General features: G+C 67.7%; 19 protein-coding genes and 1 pseudogene. 9 read left to right on the forward strand and 11 right to left on the reverse strand.

All coding sequences use genetic code 11. The features are described 5' to 3' along the window. Positions 1 to 84 precede the first annotated feature (84 nt). The 9 genes from ACFQE0_RS15705 to ACFQE0_RS15745 form a co-directional block, all read right to left on the reverse strand. Positions 85 to 522 (reverse strand): hypothetical protein, encoded by a 438-nt coding sequence (locus ACFQE0_RS15705; protein ID WP_378971248.1) that lies wholly within the window; start codon positions 520 to 522, stop codon positions 85 to 87. Continuing rightward, entirely contained in the window at positions 519 to 1583 is a 1065-nt protein-coding gene (gene flhB, locus ACFQE0_RS15710; protein ID WP_378971250.1) for a flagellar biosynthesis protein FlhB, read from the reverse strand. Before flhB ends, ACFQE0_RS15705 begins: the two co-directional genes overlap by 4 nt. A 71-nt stretch (positions 1584 to 1654) precedes the next feature. Beyond that, positions 1655 to 2734: a flagellar motor switch protein FliG gene (locus ACFQE0_RS15715; RefSeq protein ID WP_378971253.1), complete on the reverse strand. Its 1080-nt coding sequence runs from the start codon at positions 2732 to 2734 to the stop codon at positions 1655 to 1657. 10 nt (positions 2735 to 2744) lie between these two features. After that, positions 2745 to 3077, reverse strand: a complete 333-nt coding sequence (gene fliN, locus ACFQE0_RS15720; RefSeq protein ID WP_378971255.1) for a flagellar motor switch protein FliN — start codon at positions 3075 to 3077, stop codon at positions 2745 to 2747. A 71-nt stretch (positions 3078 to 3148) separates the two neighbouring features. After that, positions 3149 to 3445 carry a hypothetical protein gene (locus tag ACFQE0_RS15725; protein ID WP_378971258.1) on the reverse strand — a complete coding sequence of 99 codons (297 nt, stop codon included), beginning with the start codon at positions 3443 to 3445 and terminating at the stop codon, positions 3149 to 3151. Next, positions 3429 to 4379, reverse strand: coding sequence for a flagellar motor switch protein FliM (locus ACFQE0_RS15730; RefSeq protein ID WP_378971260.1), 951 nt, complete (start codon positions 4377 to 4379; stop codon positions 3429 to 3431). The genes ACFQE0_RS15725 and ACFQE0_RS15730 overlap by 17 nt, the downstream gene beginning before the upstream one ends. A 1-nt stretch (position 4380) precedes the next feature. Next, positions 4381 to 5250, reverse strand: coding sequence for a flagellar motor stator protein MotA (gene motA, locus ACFQE0_RS15735; RefSeq protein WP_378975496.1), 870 nt, complete (start codon positions 5248 to 5250; stop codon positions 4381 to 4383). Between the two features lie 60 nt (positions 5251 to 5310). Beyond that, on the reverse strand, positions 5311 to 5856 hold the full coding sequence (locus tag ACFQE0_RS15740; protein ID WP_378971262.1) for a gluconokinase: 546 nt from the start codon (positions 5854 to 5856) through the stop codon (positions 5311 to 5313). 199 nt (positions 5857 to 6055) lie between these two features. Beyond that, on the reverse strand, positions 6056 to 6412 hold the full coding sequence (locus ACFQE0_RS15745) for a hypothetical protein (protein WP_378971264.1): 357 nt from the start codon (positions 6410 to 6412) through the stop codon (positions 6056 to 6058). A 237-nt stretch (positions 6413 to 6649) separates the two neighbouring features. Between ACFQE0_RS15745 and ccoN the strand changes: the two genes are divergently transcribed. From ccoN to ccoS, 8 genes and pseudogenes are all read left to right on the forward strand, one after another. Then, on the forward strand, positions 6650 to 8311 hold the full coding sequence (gene ccoN / locus ACFQE0_RS15750) for a cytochrome-c oxidase, cbb3-type subunit I (protein ID WP_378971267.1): 1662 nt from the start codon (positions 6650 to 6652) through the stop codon (positions 8309 to 8311). 75 nt (positions 8312 to 8386) lie between these two features. Then, the gene (ccoO, locus tag ACFQE0_RS15755) at positions 8387 to 9133 is read left to right on the forward strand and encodes a cytochrome-c oxidase, cbb3-type subunit II (RefSeq protein WP_378971269.1); all 747 of its coding nucleotides are present in this window, start codon (positions 8387 to 8389) and stop codon (positions 9131 to 9133) included. Positions 9134 to 9138: 5 nt separating this feature from the next. Beyond that, on the forward strand, positions 9139 to 9288 hold the full coding sequence (locus ACFQE0_RS15760; protein ID WP_378971272.1) for a cbb3-type cytochrome c oxidase subunit 3: 150 nt from the start codon (positions 9139 to 9141) through the stop codon (positions 9286 to 9288). A gap of 3 nt (positions 9289 to 9291) precedes the next feature. After that, positions 9292 to 10170 carry a cytochrome-c oxidase, cbb3-type subunit III gene (ccoP, locus tag ACFQE0_RS15765; RefSeq protein WP_378971274.1) on the forward strand — a complete coding sequence of 293 codons (879 nt, stop codon included), beginning with the start codon at positions 9292 to 9294 and terminating at the stop codon, positions 10168 to 10170. A gap of 227 nt (positions 10171 to 10397) precedes the next feature. After that, on the forward strand, positions 10398 to 11912 hold the full coding sequence (gene ccoG / locus ACFQE0_RS15770) for a cytochrome c oxidase accessory protein CcoG (protein WP_378971277.1): 1515 nt from the start codon (positions 10398 to 10400) through the stop codon (positions 11910 to 11912). Beyond that, positions 11909 to 12418, forward strand: coding sequence for a FixH family protein (locus tag ACFQE0_RS15775; protein WP_378971279.1), 510 nt, complete (start codon positions 11909 to 11911; stop codon positions 12416 to 12418). Before ccoG ends, ACFQE0_RS15775 begins: the two co-directional genes overlap by 4 nt. Positions 12419 to 12431: 13 nt before the next feature. Then, a pseudogene (locus ACFQE0_RS15780) lies at positions 12432 to 14740 on the forward strand (heavy metal translocating P-type ATPase). Between the two features lie 7 nt (positions 14741 to 14747). After that, a complete protein-coding gene (gene ccoS / locus ACFQE0_RS15785; RefSeq protein ID WP_378971281.1) occupies positions 14748 to 14885 on the forward strand; it encodes a cbb3-type cytochrome oxidase assembly protein CcoS in 138 nt (45 codons plus the stop codon). Positions 14886 to 14956: 71 nt separating this feature from the next. On the opposite strand, the gene ACFQE0_RS15790 is transcribed toward ccoS, so the two are convergent. Together ACFQE0_RS15790 and ACFQE0_RS15795 are read right to left on the reverse strand one after the other, a co-directional pair. After that, positions 14957 to 15166, reverse strand: coding sequence for a hypothetical protein (locus ACFQE0_RS15790; RefSeq protein ID WP_378971283.1), 210 nt, complete (start codon positions 15164 to 15166; stop codon positions 14957 to 14959). 93 nt (positions 15167 to 15259) lie between these two features. Next, on the reverse strand, positions 15260 to 15499 hold the full coding sequence (locus tag ACFQE0_RS15795) for a hypothetical protein (RefSeq protein WP_378971285.1): 240 nt from the start codon (positions 15497 to 15499) through the stop codon (positions 15260 to 15262). 135 nt (positions 15500 to 15634) lie between these two features. Here ACFQE0_RS15795 and ACFQE0_RS15800 point away from each other — a divergent pair, with 135 nt between their 5' ends. Next, a complete protein-coding gene (locus ACFQE0_RS15800; protein WP_378971287.1) occupies positions 15635 to 16447 on the forward strand; it encodes a universal stress protein in 813 nt (270 codons plus the stop codon). Positions 16448 to 16454 lie beyond the last annotated feature (7 nt).

Genomic DNA, 16454 nt, shown 5'->3' on the forward strand with positions numbered 1-16454 from the left:
GAAGTAAAAAGCCGGGCCCTTTCGGACCCGGCTTCATGCCTCGACGATGGAGTGGAATGGTGTGGCGGCTCAGGCGCTGGCGCGTTACAGCCGCGCGTCGGACACCGCGCGGGCGAGGATTTCCGGGGAGAAGGGCGGCTCGGTCCCGGCCATGATCCGCTGGATCGCCACACCCGCGAAATAGCTGTCCAGCACGAGCTTGAAGAAGATCGTGACGGGCTTCGTCACGAACTCCATGTCGAGGACGACCTGCATCGACCGGCCCCACGCGAAGGACACGTCGGCGGCATCGGCATAGGCCAGCGTCGCGTCCTTGAAGAAGGGCTCGGCGGAGGAAGCGACGAGGTCCGCGATGTTGCCGTGGTGCTGCCCACGGATCCAGCCGATCAGCACGCTGCCGTCGAGGAGGCAGAGTTCACCGATGAAGTCGCGCAGCTCCTCTGCGAAGACGCGCTCTGAGGCGGCGATCAGTTCGGCAGGCGCGGGCCGGCCGGCAGCCGGATCGTAGGCCTGGGTGATCATCGGGGCCTCGCGAACAAAAAGAACAGGATTTGAGCAACGGCCCGGTAAAACTCGGCCGGGATCGTCTGATCGACCTGCACAGCATCGTACAGCGACCTTGCGAGAGGCTTGTCTTCGATCACCGCGATGCCGTTTTCTTCGGCTATAGCGCGAATGCGAAGCGCGATCAGGTCCTGACCCTTGGCGACGACCAGGGGCGCAGGGCTCTCGCTCGGCTCATAGCGCAGGGCGACCGCGAAATGGGTCGGGTTGGCGATCACCACGGTGGCGCGCGGAACAGCGGCAAGCATCTTGTTGCGCGACCGGTCCTGGGCGAGCGAGCGCAGGCGCGCCTTCACGGTCGGGTCGCCCTCGCTCTGCTTCTGCTCGTCCTTGATGTCCTGCACCGACATGCGCAGCGACCGCTGCCAGCGCAGCCGCGCCCAGACGAGATCGCCCGCCACGATCATGATCGTGGCGATGGAGATCGCCGAAACGAGGCGGATCGAGATGGTGAGGATCAGCTCGGGCAGCTGGCTCGGATCGACGAACATGGCATTCACGGCCTTCTGCTGCTCCGAGCGCAGGAGCAGAACCACAACCAGTGTGACACCGAGGACTTTAAAGACCGATTTCAGGAACTCGACCTGACCGGATCGTCCGAAGATCCGGCTGAAGCCGGAGGCGGGCGAGACGTTGCGCCATTTCGGACGGATCCTCTCTCCGACGAGGCGAGGCACGTTCTGGAGGATGGATGCTGAGAGGCCGCAGGCCGCCAGCAGCAGCAGGAAGGGCAGGAGGAAGCGCGCCGCAGCGCTCGCCGTGGCCGCGAGCAGCATTGTCGCATCACCCGCACTCGACAGCGCGAAGCCCTGCGGATGGTCGAAGAACGCCGAGAGGTCCCGCGACAGCTCCGCCGCCTGGCCGCGCGCGAACAGGGCGAGACCGATCAGCAGGCCGAGGATGGAGGCGAAGACCGGCGCCTCCCGTGAGAACGGGATGTCGCCCTTGTCGAGGGCTTCGCGGACGCGCCGCTCGGTCGGCGCTTCGGTCTTGCTCTCGTGATCGACGTCCTCAGCCATACGCGCGGCCCGGTCTGACTGACGACGAGACTGTCTCCGTCATTGCGAGCGGGGAAGGCTGCGCGACCCTGCTATCGGATGAGCGCATCTTCCTCGCCCCCCGGATTGATCTCGATCTCGCCACGGGCGGCCATGTCCATGGCAAGGTCGGTGATGGTGCGGCGGGCCTCCATCACGTCGCGCTGCGCCGCCGGCTCGCCGCCGTTCAGTTCGTGCTCGACCATGCGCTTCACGCGGGCCGAGAGCGCCGAGAGGATCACCCCACGGAACTCCGCATCCGTGCCCTTCAGCGCCAGGACGAGGCGGTCGTTCGGAACAGCGTCGAACAGAGTGGTGCGGGCGCGCGGCACCAGCTTGACGATGTCGTCGAAGGTGAACAGCAGGCCCTTCAGGATCTCGACCGATTTTGGGCGCGACTCGCCGAGGCTCGTCAGCGCCTCGTCCATCTGCGCGCGGTCCATCTTGTTGATGATGTCTGCCATCTTGGCATGGGTATCCGCGCCGGAATTGCGCGTGCCGTTGGCCATGAAATCCTCCAGCAGGGTCTTCTCCAGCATGGCGAGGATCTCGTCGTCGACGGGCTTGAAGGTCAGCATCCGCCGCATCAACGTGTTGCGCAGGGGCGCGGGCAACTGGCTCATCACCTTGGCGGCGACGGCGGGCTTGATGCGCGAGAGGATGAGCGCGGCGGTCTGCGGGTGCTCCTTCACGAGGTAGCTCGCGAGCACGCTCTCCGAGGCGCTGCCCATACGCTCCCAGACCGAGCGGGCGCCGTTGCCGCGCACATCCGCCAGGAGCTCTGCGAGCTGTTCGGCCGGAATCAGGCCGCTCAGCAGCTTCTCGACCTCCTGCACGGTGCCGATGAGGCTGGCACCGTTGGCGAACTCGACGGCGAAGGACTCGACTACACCGTCGAGCTGGTCGGCGCTCACCGGGCCGAGCTGCACCGCCGAGCGGGTGATGCGCTTGATCTCGTCCGGCTCGAAATACTTCAGCAGGCGGCCCGCAGCGGGCTTGCCCATGGCGAGCAGCAGGGTCGCGACCTGATCCACCGGCGCGAGGGACCGGCCCGGCCCGCGCGGAGCCGGGGCCGCTCCCGCCGGGAAAACAGGCGGTGCGGCCGGCGAAGGGCCGAGGGGTGCGACCGCCACGGCGTCGGCCTCAGGCGGCCGAGTCGGATTCGGACGGACCGACCACCTCGGTCAGCGAGACGCCGAACCGGGAATTGTCCTCCTCGACGATGACGATCTCCCCACGCGCCACGACGCGCCCGTTGACCATCACATCCACCGGCTCGCCCACCCGGTGATCCAGGGGCACCACGGCGCCACGCCCGAGCTTCATCAGGTTGGCGACCGGCATCGTGGCCGAACCGAGCACCACCTGCACCAGCACGGGGATGCGCAGAATGGAATCGAGGTTGCGCCCGTCGCCCACCAGGGGCTCATCGGCGGCAGGGGCAGTCGCGGTGTCGGGGAAGGGGCTGTTGCTCATCGCGGACTCGGGATCTTCAGCCGTGCGGCCTGGGGGTCTCTAGCGGGTCTGGCTGATGCGAGGCTGTCGCCTCAGCCGGCCCGGCCCTCCTCGCGGGCGAGCCTGTCCCGCGCGGCTTCGAGCTGGACGAGGGTCGCGCGCGCCTCATCGATCTTGCGGCCGAGCGCTTCCAGCACTTCGCGACCCTCGCCCGCGAAGCTGCGCACTGCCTCGCCCGCGCTGGCCAGCGCGTGGCCGGATGCGGCCATGGCCCGTCCGTACTCGGCCTGGGTCCGGTCCAGGCGCTTGAGCTTCAGATACATCGGCACCACGCAGGCGCTGGTGCCGACGAGGGCGACGAGAAGCACACCGTCAACCAGCGAGGCCATGAAGATTGTCCTTGTCCTGAGCGATGACCTCGTCGATCCGCAGCACGTAGGCGCCCTGCGCCTGCCCGGCATGAGCCCAGAACAGCGGCCGGTCATTGCCTTCGAGCTTGATGCGGGTCGTCGGCGTGGCGTCGAGGCCGATGACCTGACCCACTTTCAGCCCGGCGATCTCGCCGAGGGTCAGGTGGCGTTCCTCTAGCACGGCGCGGAGCGTCACCTCGGCCTTCTGGACCTGCTCCGCGATCTGCTGCGACCAGCGCGGGTCCCGCGCCGTCGATTCTCCAGTGAGCACCTTGGCAAGGCTCGCCCGCAGCGGGTTCAGGAGCGCCTGGGGGATGACGAGGAACATCTCGCCGCTGCGGCTCAACCCCTGGAACAGGAACTTGGCCTGCAAGGCGTTGTTGCTGTGGCGCCCGATAATCGCGAATTCCATGCGCGTCTCGGTGCGTTCCAGGCGGAAGGCCGTCTGAGAGACGAGGCCGAAGGACGTTTCCAACGCCTTGCCCACCTGTTCGAACACCATCTGCGCGACGCGCAGTTCGATGGCCGAAAAGGCACGTTCCTCGTCCACGGGCGGCTCGGAGCCGTCGGAGCCGAACAGCACCTCGACCATCGTGAAGATGAAGTCGCGATCGAGCCCGACAAGGATGTGCCCATCCCAGCCCGGCGCGTGGAAGATGCCGACCACGGCATTGTTGTCGTAGCCGTCGAGAAAATCCCCGAAGCGCCCGCTCGTCACCCCCGACAGGGCGTAGAAGATCGTCGAGGCCACGCGGTGCTTCAGCGCGTCGCCGCAGCCGGTGGCGAGGCGATCGAAGATGAGCTGCAGCATCGGCAGCCGGTCCAGGGACAGCCCCGCGGCTTCCTGGATACGCGAGCGGATCTCGCTCGCACCGCGCCGGATCGCCGGAGCCTCGGTGGGGGAGGGCTGCATCTCAGGCGGCCTCGGCGCGGGCGCCCGGCACGGTGGCCGCTTCCACCTCATCGATCGTGGGCCGGTCGGCCGATGCGATGCCCTTGCGGCCGTGCTCGATCGCGATCTGCGGCAGCGCGCCGTTCATGTAGGCGATCAGGCTCTGCTTCGCGATCGTGTAGACCGAGCATTGCTTCTCGCGCACGCCCTTGATCTTCACCGCCAGCGGCGCGAGCACGCCGTAGGAGGCGAATACGCCGAAGAAGGTGCCGACCAGGGCGGCACCGATGAGGCCGCCGAGGATCTGCGGCGACTGATCCAGGGCGCCCATCGCCTTCACGATGCCGAGCACCGCGGCCACGATGCCCAAAGCGGGCAGGGCCTCCGCGACGGTATTGACGGCGTTATAGGGCTTGAGGGCGGCCTTCTTCTGCGTGCCGATCTCTTCCTCCATCAGCGACTCGATCTCGTGGGATCGCGCGCCGCCGATGAGGATGAGGCGACAGTAATCGCAGATGAACAGCACCAGGTCCTGGTTCTTGGTGACGTCGGGATAGTTCTTGAAGATCTCGGAATTGGCCGGATCGTCGAAATGAGTCTCGACTTCGTTGCGCGGCTTGGTCTTCAATTCGCGCAGAAGGGCATGGAGCAGGCCAAGCAGGGACAGGTAGTCCTTCCGCTTCGGCACCTTGTCGAGAAGAGCCTCCATGGTGGCCTTGCCGGAATCGATCACGACCTTCATCGGGTTGGCCATCACGAGGCCGCCAATGGCCATGCCGCCGATGATGACGAATTCCCAGGGTTGCCAGATGACGATCAGGTGGCCGCCCATGGCGACGAAGCCGCCGAGCATGCAGCCGATCGCGATGAGCAGCCCGATCCCGATACCCATGGCGCCCAGAACTCCCTGAGGCGCCCTCATGGCGCCCTCGCGGCGCACAGGCCTAATCGTTCACGCTTGCACGGGGCTGATTTCTACGCCGGGGACCGGCAGCCCGAGCCGGGCCACCACGGCCTCACAGAGTTCGGTCACCGGTTGCTGGCAATCGAGGATCAGCGTCGCTTGCCCCGGAACCGGAATCTCCAGCGTCGCCAACTGGCTCGCGAGGAGGGAAGGGGGCATGTAGTGGCCGCGCCTCGCGCCGAGCCGCGCGGCGAGGATCGCCGGATCGCCCTGCAGAAGCACGAACAGCATGTCCGGGCTCGCCGCCGCGAGGATCGCACGATAGCTGACCTTCAGCGCCGAGCAGGCGAGCACGGTCGGCTCACCCCGCCCCGCCGCGTCCTTCAACAATGCGGCCAGCCGCGCCAGCCACGGCGCGCGATCCGCATCGTCAAGGGCGATGCCCACCCGCATCTTCGCGACGTTCTCCGGCGGATGGAAATCGTCGGCGTCCAGAAAGTGAAAGCCGTGGCGCTCCGCCAGGGCGAGGCCGAGGGTCGTCTTGCCCGAGCCCGACACGCCCATGACGACGACGATCGCGGCGGGTTGCACCATCTCGCTTCGGTCCTCCCGCATTCATGTCCACCTCGAGGATACGAGGTGAGTGAATCGAGGGGGACACTCTATCCGAAAGAGGCCTGCGCGACACGTCGAGAGCTTGGCGCGCAATCCTCGACCTTTCGCGATGGCCGGGCTTCCCCGGCACCGTATCCCCCTGCGACGCGGCTCGACCCGAGGATGGGCGCAACGCCTGCTACGGCAGGGCACCGATGAGGCGCTTGGCGTCCGTGAGGATGTTCTCGCAGGCACGCTGGTTGCCGTCCTGATCTTCGGCCTGCGCCTCACGGATCAGCAACCGCGCGGCGGCGATGTTCTCGCGCGTGGACTTCACCTGCGGGTTGCTCGGTGGCTCGTTCAAGACGTGGGGAAGGGCCTTCACCGAACCGGTCGTCATAGTGTGCCCGGGCTCGAGGCCCGCCACGCGAACGGCGCCTACGCTGTCGAGACGGCGCTGAAGGGCACTGACCTGCTGCCCGCAGGGAGTCGCCAAGGCGGGCAGGGCCGAGCAGGCGAGCAGGGCGGCGGCGACGAGGGGACGTGAGCGACGCATATCTCTGTTTTCCTTCGAAGTCGTGCAGGTAGTGACCGTACCGGACGCCGCGTTGTGCGCCGCAGCGAACATCTGAGCTTTGCTTTGGATCAAGGATCAAGCGTCGCGCCCGCCGCGTCGGCGAACGACGCCACTTCTGCCGCGCGGCGACGCCTTTGATCGAAATCAAGGCTCCTGGATGCCCGCACTCCTAAGCGCTGGTCCAGCTGTTCCTGCGCGAGGACAATCGAGCGAGCCATGGCCGCGATATCATCTTCGAAATACATGACGGAGGGGGAAGCCGGGCTAGGCGTCTTCCTTCTGGTCGGGGCCTTCCTCTGCGCGCTGGCCTCGGCCCACGCGGCCGATACGCCTTTCTCCATCCATATGGGGCTGTTCGCGCTGGCCGCGATCGGCGGTCTCGTCGCCCTCCTGAAGCGTTATGAGGGCCGCCCGGCCGAGCCCGTCCCTCAGGAGATCGACGGCAAGCCGAATTACAATGTCGGACCGGTCAAGTTCGCGGCCGTGGCCGCCATGGGTTGGGGTATCGCCGGGTTTCTGGTCGGCTGCATCATCGCCTTCCAGCTCTGGGCGCCGTCGCTCAATCTCGGGCTCGAATACACGACCTTCGGGCGGCTGCGACCGCTGCACACCTCGGCGGTGATCTTCGCTTTCGGCGGGAACGTCCTGATCGGCACCTCCCTCTACGTCGTGCAGCGCACCTGCCGGGCGCGGCTCGCGGGGGACCTCGCCCCCTGGTTCGTCGTGCTGGGCTACAACCTGTTCATCGTTATCGCCGGGACCGGCTACCTGATGGGCGTGACCCAGTCGAAGGAATACGCCGAGCCCGAATGGTACGCCGACCTGTGGCTCACCCTCGTCTGGGTCGCCTATCTCCTCGTCTTCCTGACCACGATCTGGAAGCGCAAGGAACCCCACATCTTCGTGGCGAACTGGTTCTACCTCGCCTTCATCGTGACGATTGCGATGCTGCACATCGTCAACAACCTCGCGATGCCGGTCTCTTTCCTCGGCTCCAAGTCCTACCCAATGTTCTCGGGCGTGCAGGATGCCCTGATCCAGTGGTGGTACGGCCATAATGCGGTCGGCTTCTTCCTCACCGCCGGCTTCCTCGCGATCATGTACTACTTCGTTCCGAAGCGCGCCGAGCGGCCGATCTACTCGTACCGGCTGTCAATCATCCACTTCTGGGCGCTGATCTTCATGTACATCTGGGCGGGACCGCACCACCTGCACTACACAGCCCTGCCGGATTGGGCTCAGACGCTGGGCATGACCTTCTCGATCATGCTGTGGATGCCCTCCTGGGGCGGCATGATCAACGGTCTCATGACCCTGTCGGGCGCCTGGGACAAGCTGCGGACCGACCCCGTCCTGCGCTTCATGGTGGTGTCGCTGGCCTTCTACGGCATGGCGACGTTCGAGGGTCCGATGATGTCGATCAAGGCGGTCAACGCCCTGTCGCACTACACGGACTGGACGATCGGCCACGTCCATTCCGGGGCGCTCGGCTGGGTCGCCTACATCTCCTTCGGCGCCTTGTATTGCTTGGTGCCGTGGCTCTGGAACCGGCGCGAGCTCTACTCCCTCAAGCTCGTCGAGTGGCACTTCTGGATCTCGACGCTCGGCATCGTCCTGTACATCACCTCGATGTGGGTCGCCGGGATCATGCAGGGCCTGATGTGGCGTGCCTATAACTCCCTCGGCTTCCTCGAATACTCCTTCATCGAGACCGTGGAGGCCATGCAGCCCTACTACCTCGTGCGGGCACTGGGCGGAGTTCTGTTCCTGATCGGCGGGCTGATCATGGCCTACAACCTCGCCATGACGATCGCGGGCAAGGAAGCCTCCGAGCGCGAGCCGCTCGCGGGCACCGCCGGTCTCGCACCGGCGGAGTGACGAGCGATCCGGGGCCGCCGGTCGCGGCGGCCCCACCCGAACCCATCATACCCGTCGCATCACGGAACCTGTCCGATGGCTACCGCACAGCCCGGCCTCTGGGAGAGGCACGAAGTCTTCGAGAAGAACTCCATCGTCCTGCTCATCGGCGCCCTCCTCGTCGTGGCGATCGGCGGCCTCGTGGAGATCACGCCGCTCTTCTACCTGAAGAGCACGATCGAGAAGGTCGAAGGAGTCCGCCCCTATACGCCCTTGGAACTCGCCGGGCGCAACATCTACGTCCGCGAAGGCTGCTACCTCTGTCATAGTCAGATGGTCCGGCCGATGCGCGACGAGGTCGAGCGGTATGGACACTTCTCCCTGGCCGCCGAGAGCATGTACGATCACCCGTTCCAATGGGGGTCGAAGCGCACCGGGCCGGATCTCGCCCGCGTCGGGGCTAAGTATTCGGACCAATGGCATCGGGAGCATCTGCGTGATCCCCGTGCCGTGGTTCCCGCCTCGATCATGCCGGCTTACGCCTTCCTAGACCGGCCCCTCGACGCCGAGGCGATCGCCGACGATCTGAAGGCGAACCGGGCCCTCGGCGTGCCTTACAGCGACGAGATGATCGCGCTCGCCGCCGCCGACCTGAAGGCGCAGCTCGACCCGGACGGTCCGGCCGCCGCCGACCTCCAGCACCGCTATCCCGGCGCCGTCATACGCGACTTCGGCGGAGAGAAGGGACGAGTGGCCGAGATCGACGCCCTGGTCGCCTACCTGCAAGTGCTCGGCACGATGGTCGACTTCAAGATCTACGAAGACAAGAAGAACCTGAGGTGAGCGCCATGACCTACGAAAGCGCCGCCGCCTTCGCCCAGACGAGCGGCCTCCTCTACTTCGTCGCGATCTTCGCGGCGGTCGCCCTCTACGCCTTCTGGCCGCGCAACCGCACCCGGTTCGATGCGGCCGCCCACCTTCCCCTGGTCGAGGACTGAGCCGTGGCCGACACCGCCAATCCCGGCAAGCCGCCTGCGGGCCCCGAGACCACCGGGCACGAATGGGACGGCATCGCCGAATACAACAATCCGCTGCCGCGCTGGTGGCTCTACGGCCTCTACGCCACCATCGTCTGGGCCATGGGCTATTGGGTGCTCTATCCCGCCTGGCCGATGGTGAGCGGATACACATCGGGGCTCCTGGGCTATTCCCAGCGCGCCAAGGTGCTCGGTGAGGTGGACGCCGTACGCCGGGAGCGCGACGCACGGGGTCAGGCCCAGCTGGCCAGCGCCACGGTAGAGCAGATCCGCGCCGATCCGGCCCTGCTGCGGCTCGCCCTCGCCACCGGCAAGGCCGCCTTCGGTGACAATTGCGCCGCCTGCCACGGCACCGCGGCCACCGGCCGCCTGGGATACCCGAACCTTCAGGACGACGACTGGCTTTGGGGCGGTACGCCGGAAGAGATCGAGAAGACCATCCGCTACGGCGCGCGCTCCGGCAACGGGGAGGCCCATATCGGCGACATGCCCGCCTTCGGGCGAGACGGGATGCTGTCTCGCCAGGAGGTCGAGGCGGCGGCGAGCTACGTGCTCTCGCTCTCGGGCAAGCCCGGCGTTCCCGGTGCGAGCGTAGAGAAGGGCGCGGAGATCTTCGCGGGCAATTGCGCCGCCTGCCACGGCACCGAAGCGAAGGGAAACCCGGAGATGGGCGCCCCGAACCTGACGGACGCGATCTGGCTCTATGGCTCTTCCCCCGATCAGGTGGTGGCGACGATCACCGGAGGCCGCAAGGGCGTGATGCCCGCCTGGGACGGCCGCCTCGACGCGGCGACGATCAAGTCGCTCGCGGTCTACGTCCACGGCCTTGGGGGCGGACAATAAGAGGCGAGAGCCGCCTTACGATACGGCAGTCATTGCGAGCAGAGCAAAGCAATCCGGGGCAGCGCGACGTTTCCGAGCGTCCCTTCTCCCTGGATTGCTTCGCTTGAGCTCGCAATGACGGATGGACTGAACGACTTTGCCATTTGAGCGAGATCAAAGCCCCGCCCTCCTGCGCGGCCTAGGGCTTCTGGACCCCGTCCCGACGGCGGACGGAGGATGGTCCGCCGATGCCCCTCGCACAACGCAAAGACACGCCCGCTCCGGCACCGCCGCCCCGTGCCCGCGCCAAAACGAAGTTCGGCGCGGCGGCGACCCGCACGGCGATCCCCGCCGCCAACGGGTCACTCTATGCGGGGCGGGCCAAGATTCAGCCGCAGCTGGTCCACGGCACATACCGGCGGATCAAGTGGATGATCCTCGCCGTGGCGCTGGGCATCTACTACCTCGTGCCCTTCCTGCGCTGGCACAGGGGTGAGGGCGAGCCCACCCAGGCGGTCCTGCTCGATCTCGACAAGGGCCGCTTCTACTTCTTCTCCGTCGAATTGTGGCCGCAGGACGTGACCTACGTCATGGGTCTCCTGATCCTGGCGGCGTTGATCCTCTTCCTAAAGAACGCCGTGGCCGGTCGTGTCTGGTGCGGCTACCTCTGCCCGCAGACCGTGTGGACCGACCTGTTCCTCGCCGTCGAGCGACTGATCGAGGGCGACCGGCGCGCGCGTCTGAAGCTCGATGCCGCGCCGTGGTCGATGGAAAAGATCGCCCTGCGGACGATGAAGCATTCCATCTGGCTGCTGATCGCGTGGTGGACCGGCGGCGCCTGGGTTCTCTACTTCGCCGATGCGCCCACCCTGGTCGGCAAGCTCGCGACCTACCAAGCCCCGCCCGCGGCCTATGTCGCGATCCTGACGCTGACCGCGACCACCTACCTTCTGGCGGGCCACATGCGCGAGCAGGTCTGCACCTACATGTGCCCCTGGCCGCGCATCCAGGCGGCCCTGACCGACGAGCACGCCTACAACATCCTCTACCGGGAGGCGCGGGGCGAGCCCCGTATGTCGGCCAAGCAAGCCACGGCATTGCGCGCGGCGGGCCAGCCCGCGGGTGATTGCGTCGATTGCTTCGCCTGCGTCACGGCCTGCCCGGCGGGCATCGACATCCGCGACGGGCTGCAGATGGACTGCATCCAGTGCGGCCTGTGCATCGACGCCTGCGACACGGTGATGGACAGGCTCGGGCGCCCAGCGGGCCTGATCGGCTATGACACCGAGGCGAACCGCCGGAGCCGGGCCGCCGGGGGAGGGACCGTCAGCCGAATCGTCCGTCCGCGCACGATCCTCTACGCGACCCTCGTCGCGGGTATCGGCAGCTTCATGCTCTACAGCCTCGTGACGCGGAGCTTCACCGCCTTCAGCGTACTGCACGACCGCAACCCGCTGTTCGTCACCCTGTCCGATGGCGGGATCCGCAACGGCTACACCATCAGACTGAGTAACAAGCGGCCGGGCGAGCGGCACTACGCGCTCACAGTCGAGGGACTGGCAGGAGCGCGCATCGAGGTCGTCGGCGGCACGCCAGGAGATATGCCGGTCCCGTCGGATTCAACGCAGGAATTCCGAGTGCTCCTCTTCGCCCCAGCAGGACTGCCCACCGACCCGAGCATCCCGCTCACCTTTACGCTCACGGATCCGGCGACGGGCGAGAGCATCCGGGCGCAGGATCATTTCAAGGCACCCGCCCCATGACGCTGACCGCTTCGCAACCCCCTGTCCAAGGCCGCCTGACCGGACGGAAGGTCCTGGCCCTCTTCGTCGGCTTCTTCGGCACGGTCGCCGCCGCCGATGCCACGCTGTTCGTCTCGGCGACGCGAACTTGGTCCGGCCTCGAAGTCGCCTCTCCGTACAGGGCGGGTCAGCTCTACAATGCTGAGTTGCGCCATGCCCGCGAACAGGACGCCCTCGGGTGGCGCCTCGACGCGTCGGCGACCCTGCATCCGGCGGGGGTCGCGACGGTCAGCGTGAGCCTGTCCGACGACCACGCCCAGGCGCTGCGGGGCAAGGTGCTGCGCGCCCGGTTCGAGCGCCCGACCGACAAGCGGAAGGACGTCTCGGTCGATCTGACGGAGATCTTCGCCGGCACCTACACCGCGCAGGCCGGACCGCTGGCGCAAGGCCAGTGGGATCTCGTGGTGGAGGTCGTCGGCGAGGATGGCGTCGCGTTCCGGCGCAAGCACCGGATCGTCCTGGATTGAGGGGAAGCACCCGATGTGCTGCACCGACATGGCGCTCGCCTACGTCGAGGCCCACGCCTCGTGGAGCGAAGCGAACACGAAGCCGTCCCTCGGCCGGGACTACGCCGCCTTCATCGCCACCCTGCCTGACGGGGCCACCCGCGCCGAATTCGCGGTCGAGGGCGTGCGCTGCGCCTCATGCATGAACGCCATCGAGCGCGGTCTCGCGCCTCTTCCGGGTGTCGCCTCCGCACGGCTGAACTTTTCGGACAGGTGTCTCACGGTCACGTGGAAGAGTGAAGCCGAAGCCGATGTCGCGACCGTGTTGGGAACGCTGGAGTCGCTCGGCTTCACGGCGCAACCTTTCGCCCCCGGCAGGGTCGCAGATGCGGAGGTCGCCGAAACGCGGCGTCTGATCCGGGCGCTGGCGGTGGCGGGCTTCGCGTCGATGAACGTGATGCTCCTCGCCATCTCGGTCTGGGCGGGCAACGTCTCGGACATGACCCCGGAGAACCGCGACCTCTTCCACTGGATCCAGGCCGTGATCGCGCTCCCCGCTGCCGCCTATGCGGGGCGGCCCTTCTACGAGGGGGCGTTCCGTGGCCTGCGCGCAGGCCGGGTGACGATGGACTTTCCCATCACGCTGGGCGTGGTCCTGACCCTCGTCATGTCGGTGGTGGAATCGCTGTCGGGGGGCATCCATGCCTATTTCGACGGCGCCGTGATGCTGCTGTTCTTCCTGCTGATAGGGCGCGTCCTCGACCAGACCATGCGTCGGCGCACGCGCGCCTTCGCCGAAAACCTCGCGACCCTGCGCAGCGAGCGCGCGACCCTCGCCGAACCGGATGGCGGGCTGCGCGACGTGCCCCTGGCCGAACTCGCGCCGGGCGCGCGCATCCTGATCCGCCCGGGCGAGCGGGTGCCCGCCGACGGCCTCGTGGAGCATGGCTCCTCCGACCTCGACCAGAGCCTCGTGACCGGCGAAACCGCTGCCGTCAGCGTCCACAGCGGCGACCGCGTCTTCGCGGGCGCTCTCAACGGCAACGGGGCGCTGACGGTCCGGGTGACGGCGACGGCGGGCGCCACGCTCCTCGACGAGGTCGAGGGATTGATGCGCCGGGCCCTGGAAGCGCGCTCGCGCGCCCTGGTCCTCGCCGACAAGGCTACGCGCCTCTACGTCCCGCTGGTCCATGCGGCGGCTCTGCTGACCCTCGTCGGCTGGCTCGTCGGCGGAGCCGGGTGGCACGTGGCGCTCCTCAACGCGGTCGCGGTGCTCATCGTCACCTGCCCCTGCGCATTGGGCCTCGCCATCCCCGCCGTGCAGGTCGTCGCATCGGGCGCCCTGTTCCGAGAGGGCGTCCTGCTCAACGATGGCACGGCCTTGGAGCGGTTCGCCCGCATCGACACCGTCGTGTTCGACAAGACCGGCACGCTGACCCTGCCGGAACCGATCCTGGCAGGCGGGATCTTCGATGACGCAACTCTCGACATCGCCGCGCGGCTCGCCCTGTCGAGCCGCCATCCGATGGCGGCGGCTCTCGCCACGCTTGCGCCAGGGGCGACACCCTTCCCCGGTGCCGAGGAGGCGGCCGGGCTCGGCGTGCGGGTCATGTTCGAGGGAGAGGAGTTACGACTGGGCTCCCCCGCTTCTGCGGGGCGGAGGCGCAAGCGCAGGCGGCGCTTGCATTGGATCCCGAATCCTCGGTCATCTGCTTCCGGGCAGGCGAGGGGGCGCCCCTCGCGTTTCCCGTCCGCCAGGCCCTCAGGCCGGATGCGGGGGAGGTTGTCACGGCGCTCATGGCGTCGGGCCGCCATGTGTTGATCCTTTCGGGCGACCGGCCCCCCGCCGTCGAGGCGGTCGCCCACCGCCTCGGGATCTCGGAATGGGAGGCTGGGCTGACGCCGCAGGACAAGATCGCCCGCATCGAAGCCCTGCGGTCGAGGGGTCGCCGCGTGCTGATGGTCGGCGATGGCCTCAACGACGCGCCCGCGCTCGCCGCCGCCGACGCGTCCCTGTCTCCCGTCACGGCCTCGCATGTCAGCCAGGCCGCTGCCGATGCCCTGTTCCTGAGCCGAGGGCTCGCGCCGGTCCTGTCGGTCCTCAACGCGGGCCGACGGGCGCGACGGCTCATGCTGCAGAACCTCTGGATCTCGGCGGCCTATAACGTGCTCGCCGTTCCCCTGGCCGCCGCCGGGCTGCTGACACCGCTGATCGCGGCGCTGGCCATGTCGGGTTCGTCCCTCATCGTCACGGCGAATGCGCTGCGCGCGCGATCGGACGAAGCCGGGACGGAGACCAAGAGCCGATCCGGCGTCAGCCTAGCCCTTCCGAAAGCTGCGTGAGGTCGCCGTGAGCGTGCTTCTGCTCGTCATCCCCATCGCGCTCGGCCTCGGCGGCTTGGGGCTCGCAGCGTTCCTCTGGGCGCTGCGCACCGGCCAGTACGACGATATCGAGGGCGCCGAGTACCGGGTGCTTCGCGACGACTGAAAGGGCGGCGTGACGCCCGGAGACGTCCCGCCGCCCTGAATGATGTCCCTTGGGAAAATGTGTTTCGGCCGTCACGCGACGGCTTCGAGATCCTTGACCGTGATGACGCCGCGCGCATCGCGGGCCTCGGCGTTCTTGCGCGCCTGCAACCGGGCGATGTCGTCCTCATGCAGGGCCGCCGCGCGATGGGCGCTCTCGGGGGAGTCGAAACGTCCCGGCCACCAGAGTTCGCCCTCCACGATGGCGAAACGATTGCCGTCGAGCTTCAGAACACTTGGCACCGGGATCTTCCTCTCGCATCGGGCAGGCCGCCACGGCCGGAGCGGGCGTTTCCTGCGGTCTTCGTCATGTCGCGTGCGCCATGGCGCGTCACATCACCAGCTCGGCTTGAACGAGTCGCGGAGTTCCGACGCCCGCCGCACGGACGGGCGCACCGCGTCCGTCGCGGTGTCGCACTGGGTCTGGCGGAAGCTCTCCCAATCACGGCCATTCAGGCTGCCGTCGCGCTGGGCGGCGAAGAAGCGCGCCGAGCATTCCGCCACCGACAGGGCGGGAGCGGCGAGAGACGGGGTGGCGAGGGAAAGGGCTGCGAGGGCGAAGAGGGCTCTGGTCATGGCGGTGGGTCTCCTGTGAGGCGACCTCTTCATGCGCCCGGCCAGGGAACCCGCCCTTGCGCTGGATCAAGGATCACCCGGACCCGGTCGGCGAAGCATCCTGCACGGGTTTCCCTCCCGCGCCGGAGCCAATCCATGTCCATTGCCAGCATCACGGTCGCCCTCGATACGGGCGAGACCGCCGCCCGCCGGGTTCGCCTCGCGGCGGATCTCGCGCAGCGGTTCGAGGCCACGCTGACCGGCGTCGCCGCCCGGAAGCTCCCGATCCCCGGCCCGACCGCCGATATCGTGGTAGCGCAAGCCTCCTACGACGAGGAGCAGAACAGGCTCGCCGACGAACTCGCGCAGGCCGAGGATCTGTTCCGGACGAATGCCGGAACGGCTATCCGCACCCATTGGCGGCAGGCGGAGGCGGGGTCCGAGGCCTTCCTCGTCCGTCAGGCTCGCGCTACGGACCTCATCGTCATCGGACGCGACGCCCCCAACGCCGGACGCCACTCGCTGGAGCCCGACCCCGGCACCGTGCTGATGGAGGCCGGGCGCCCGGTCCTCGTCGTGCCGACAGGCATCGAGCGCCTGGATGCCGCCCGCATCGTCATCGCCTGGAAGGACTCGGTCGAGGCCCGCCGCGCCGTCACGGCCGCCCTGCCGCTCATCGGCCGTGCAGATAAGGTCTTCGTCGCCGCCGCAGGCAGCGAGGCACGGTTCGAGGGGGCGGACGAGGTGTCGGAGCATCTCGCCCGGCACGGCGCGCATGTCACCACGAACCTGCTGGGCGCCCCGGCCGGCGAGATCGCCGATGCGATTTTGCGGTTCGCGCGCCGCGAGGAAGCCGACCTGATCGTGCTGGGCGCCTACGGACATTCCCGGTTCCGAGAATGGTTCTTCGGCGGCGCTACGCGTGACATGCTGCGCCTCTCACCGATTCCTTGTCTGATGAGCCATTGAGGCGACG

It is taken from the genome of Methylobacterium komagatae (genome assembly GCF_042661665.1).
Lineage (GTDB): Bacteria > Pseudomonadota > Alphaproteobacteria > Rhizobiales > Beijerinckiaceae > Methylobacterium > Methylobacterium komagatae.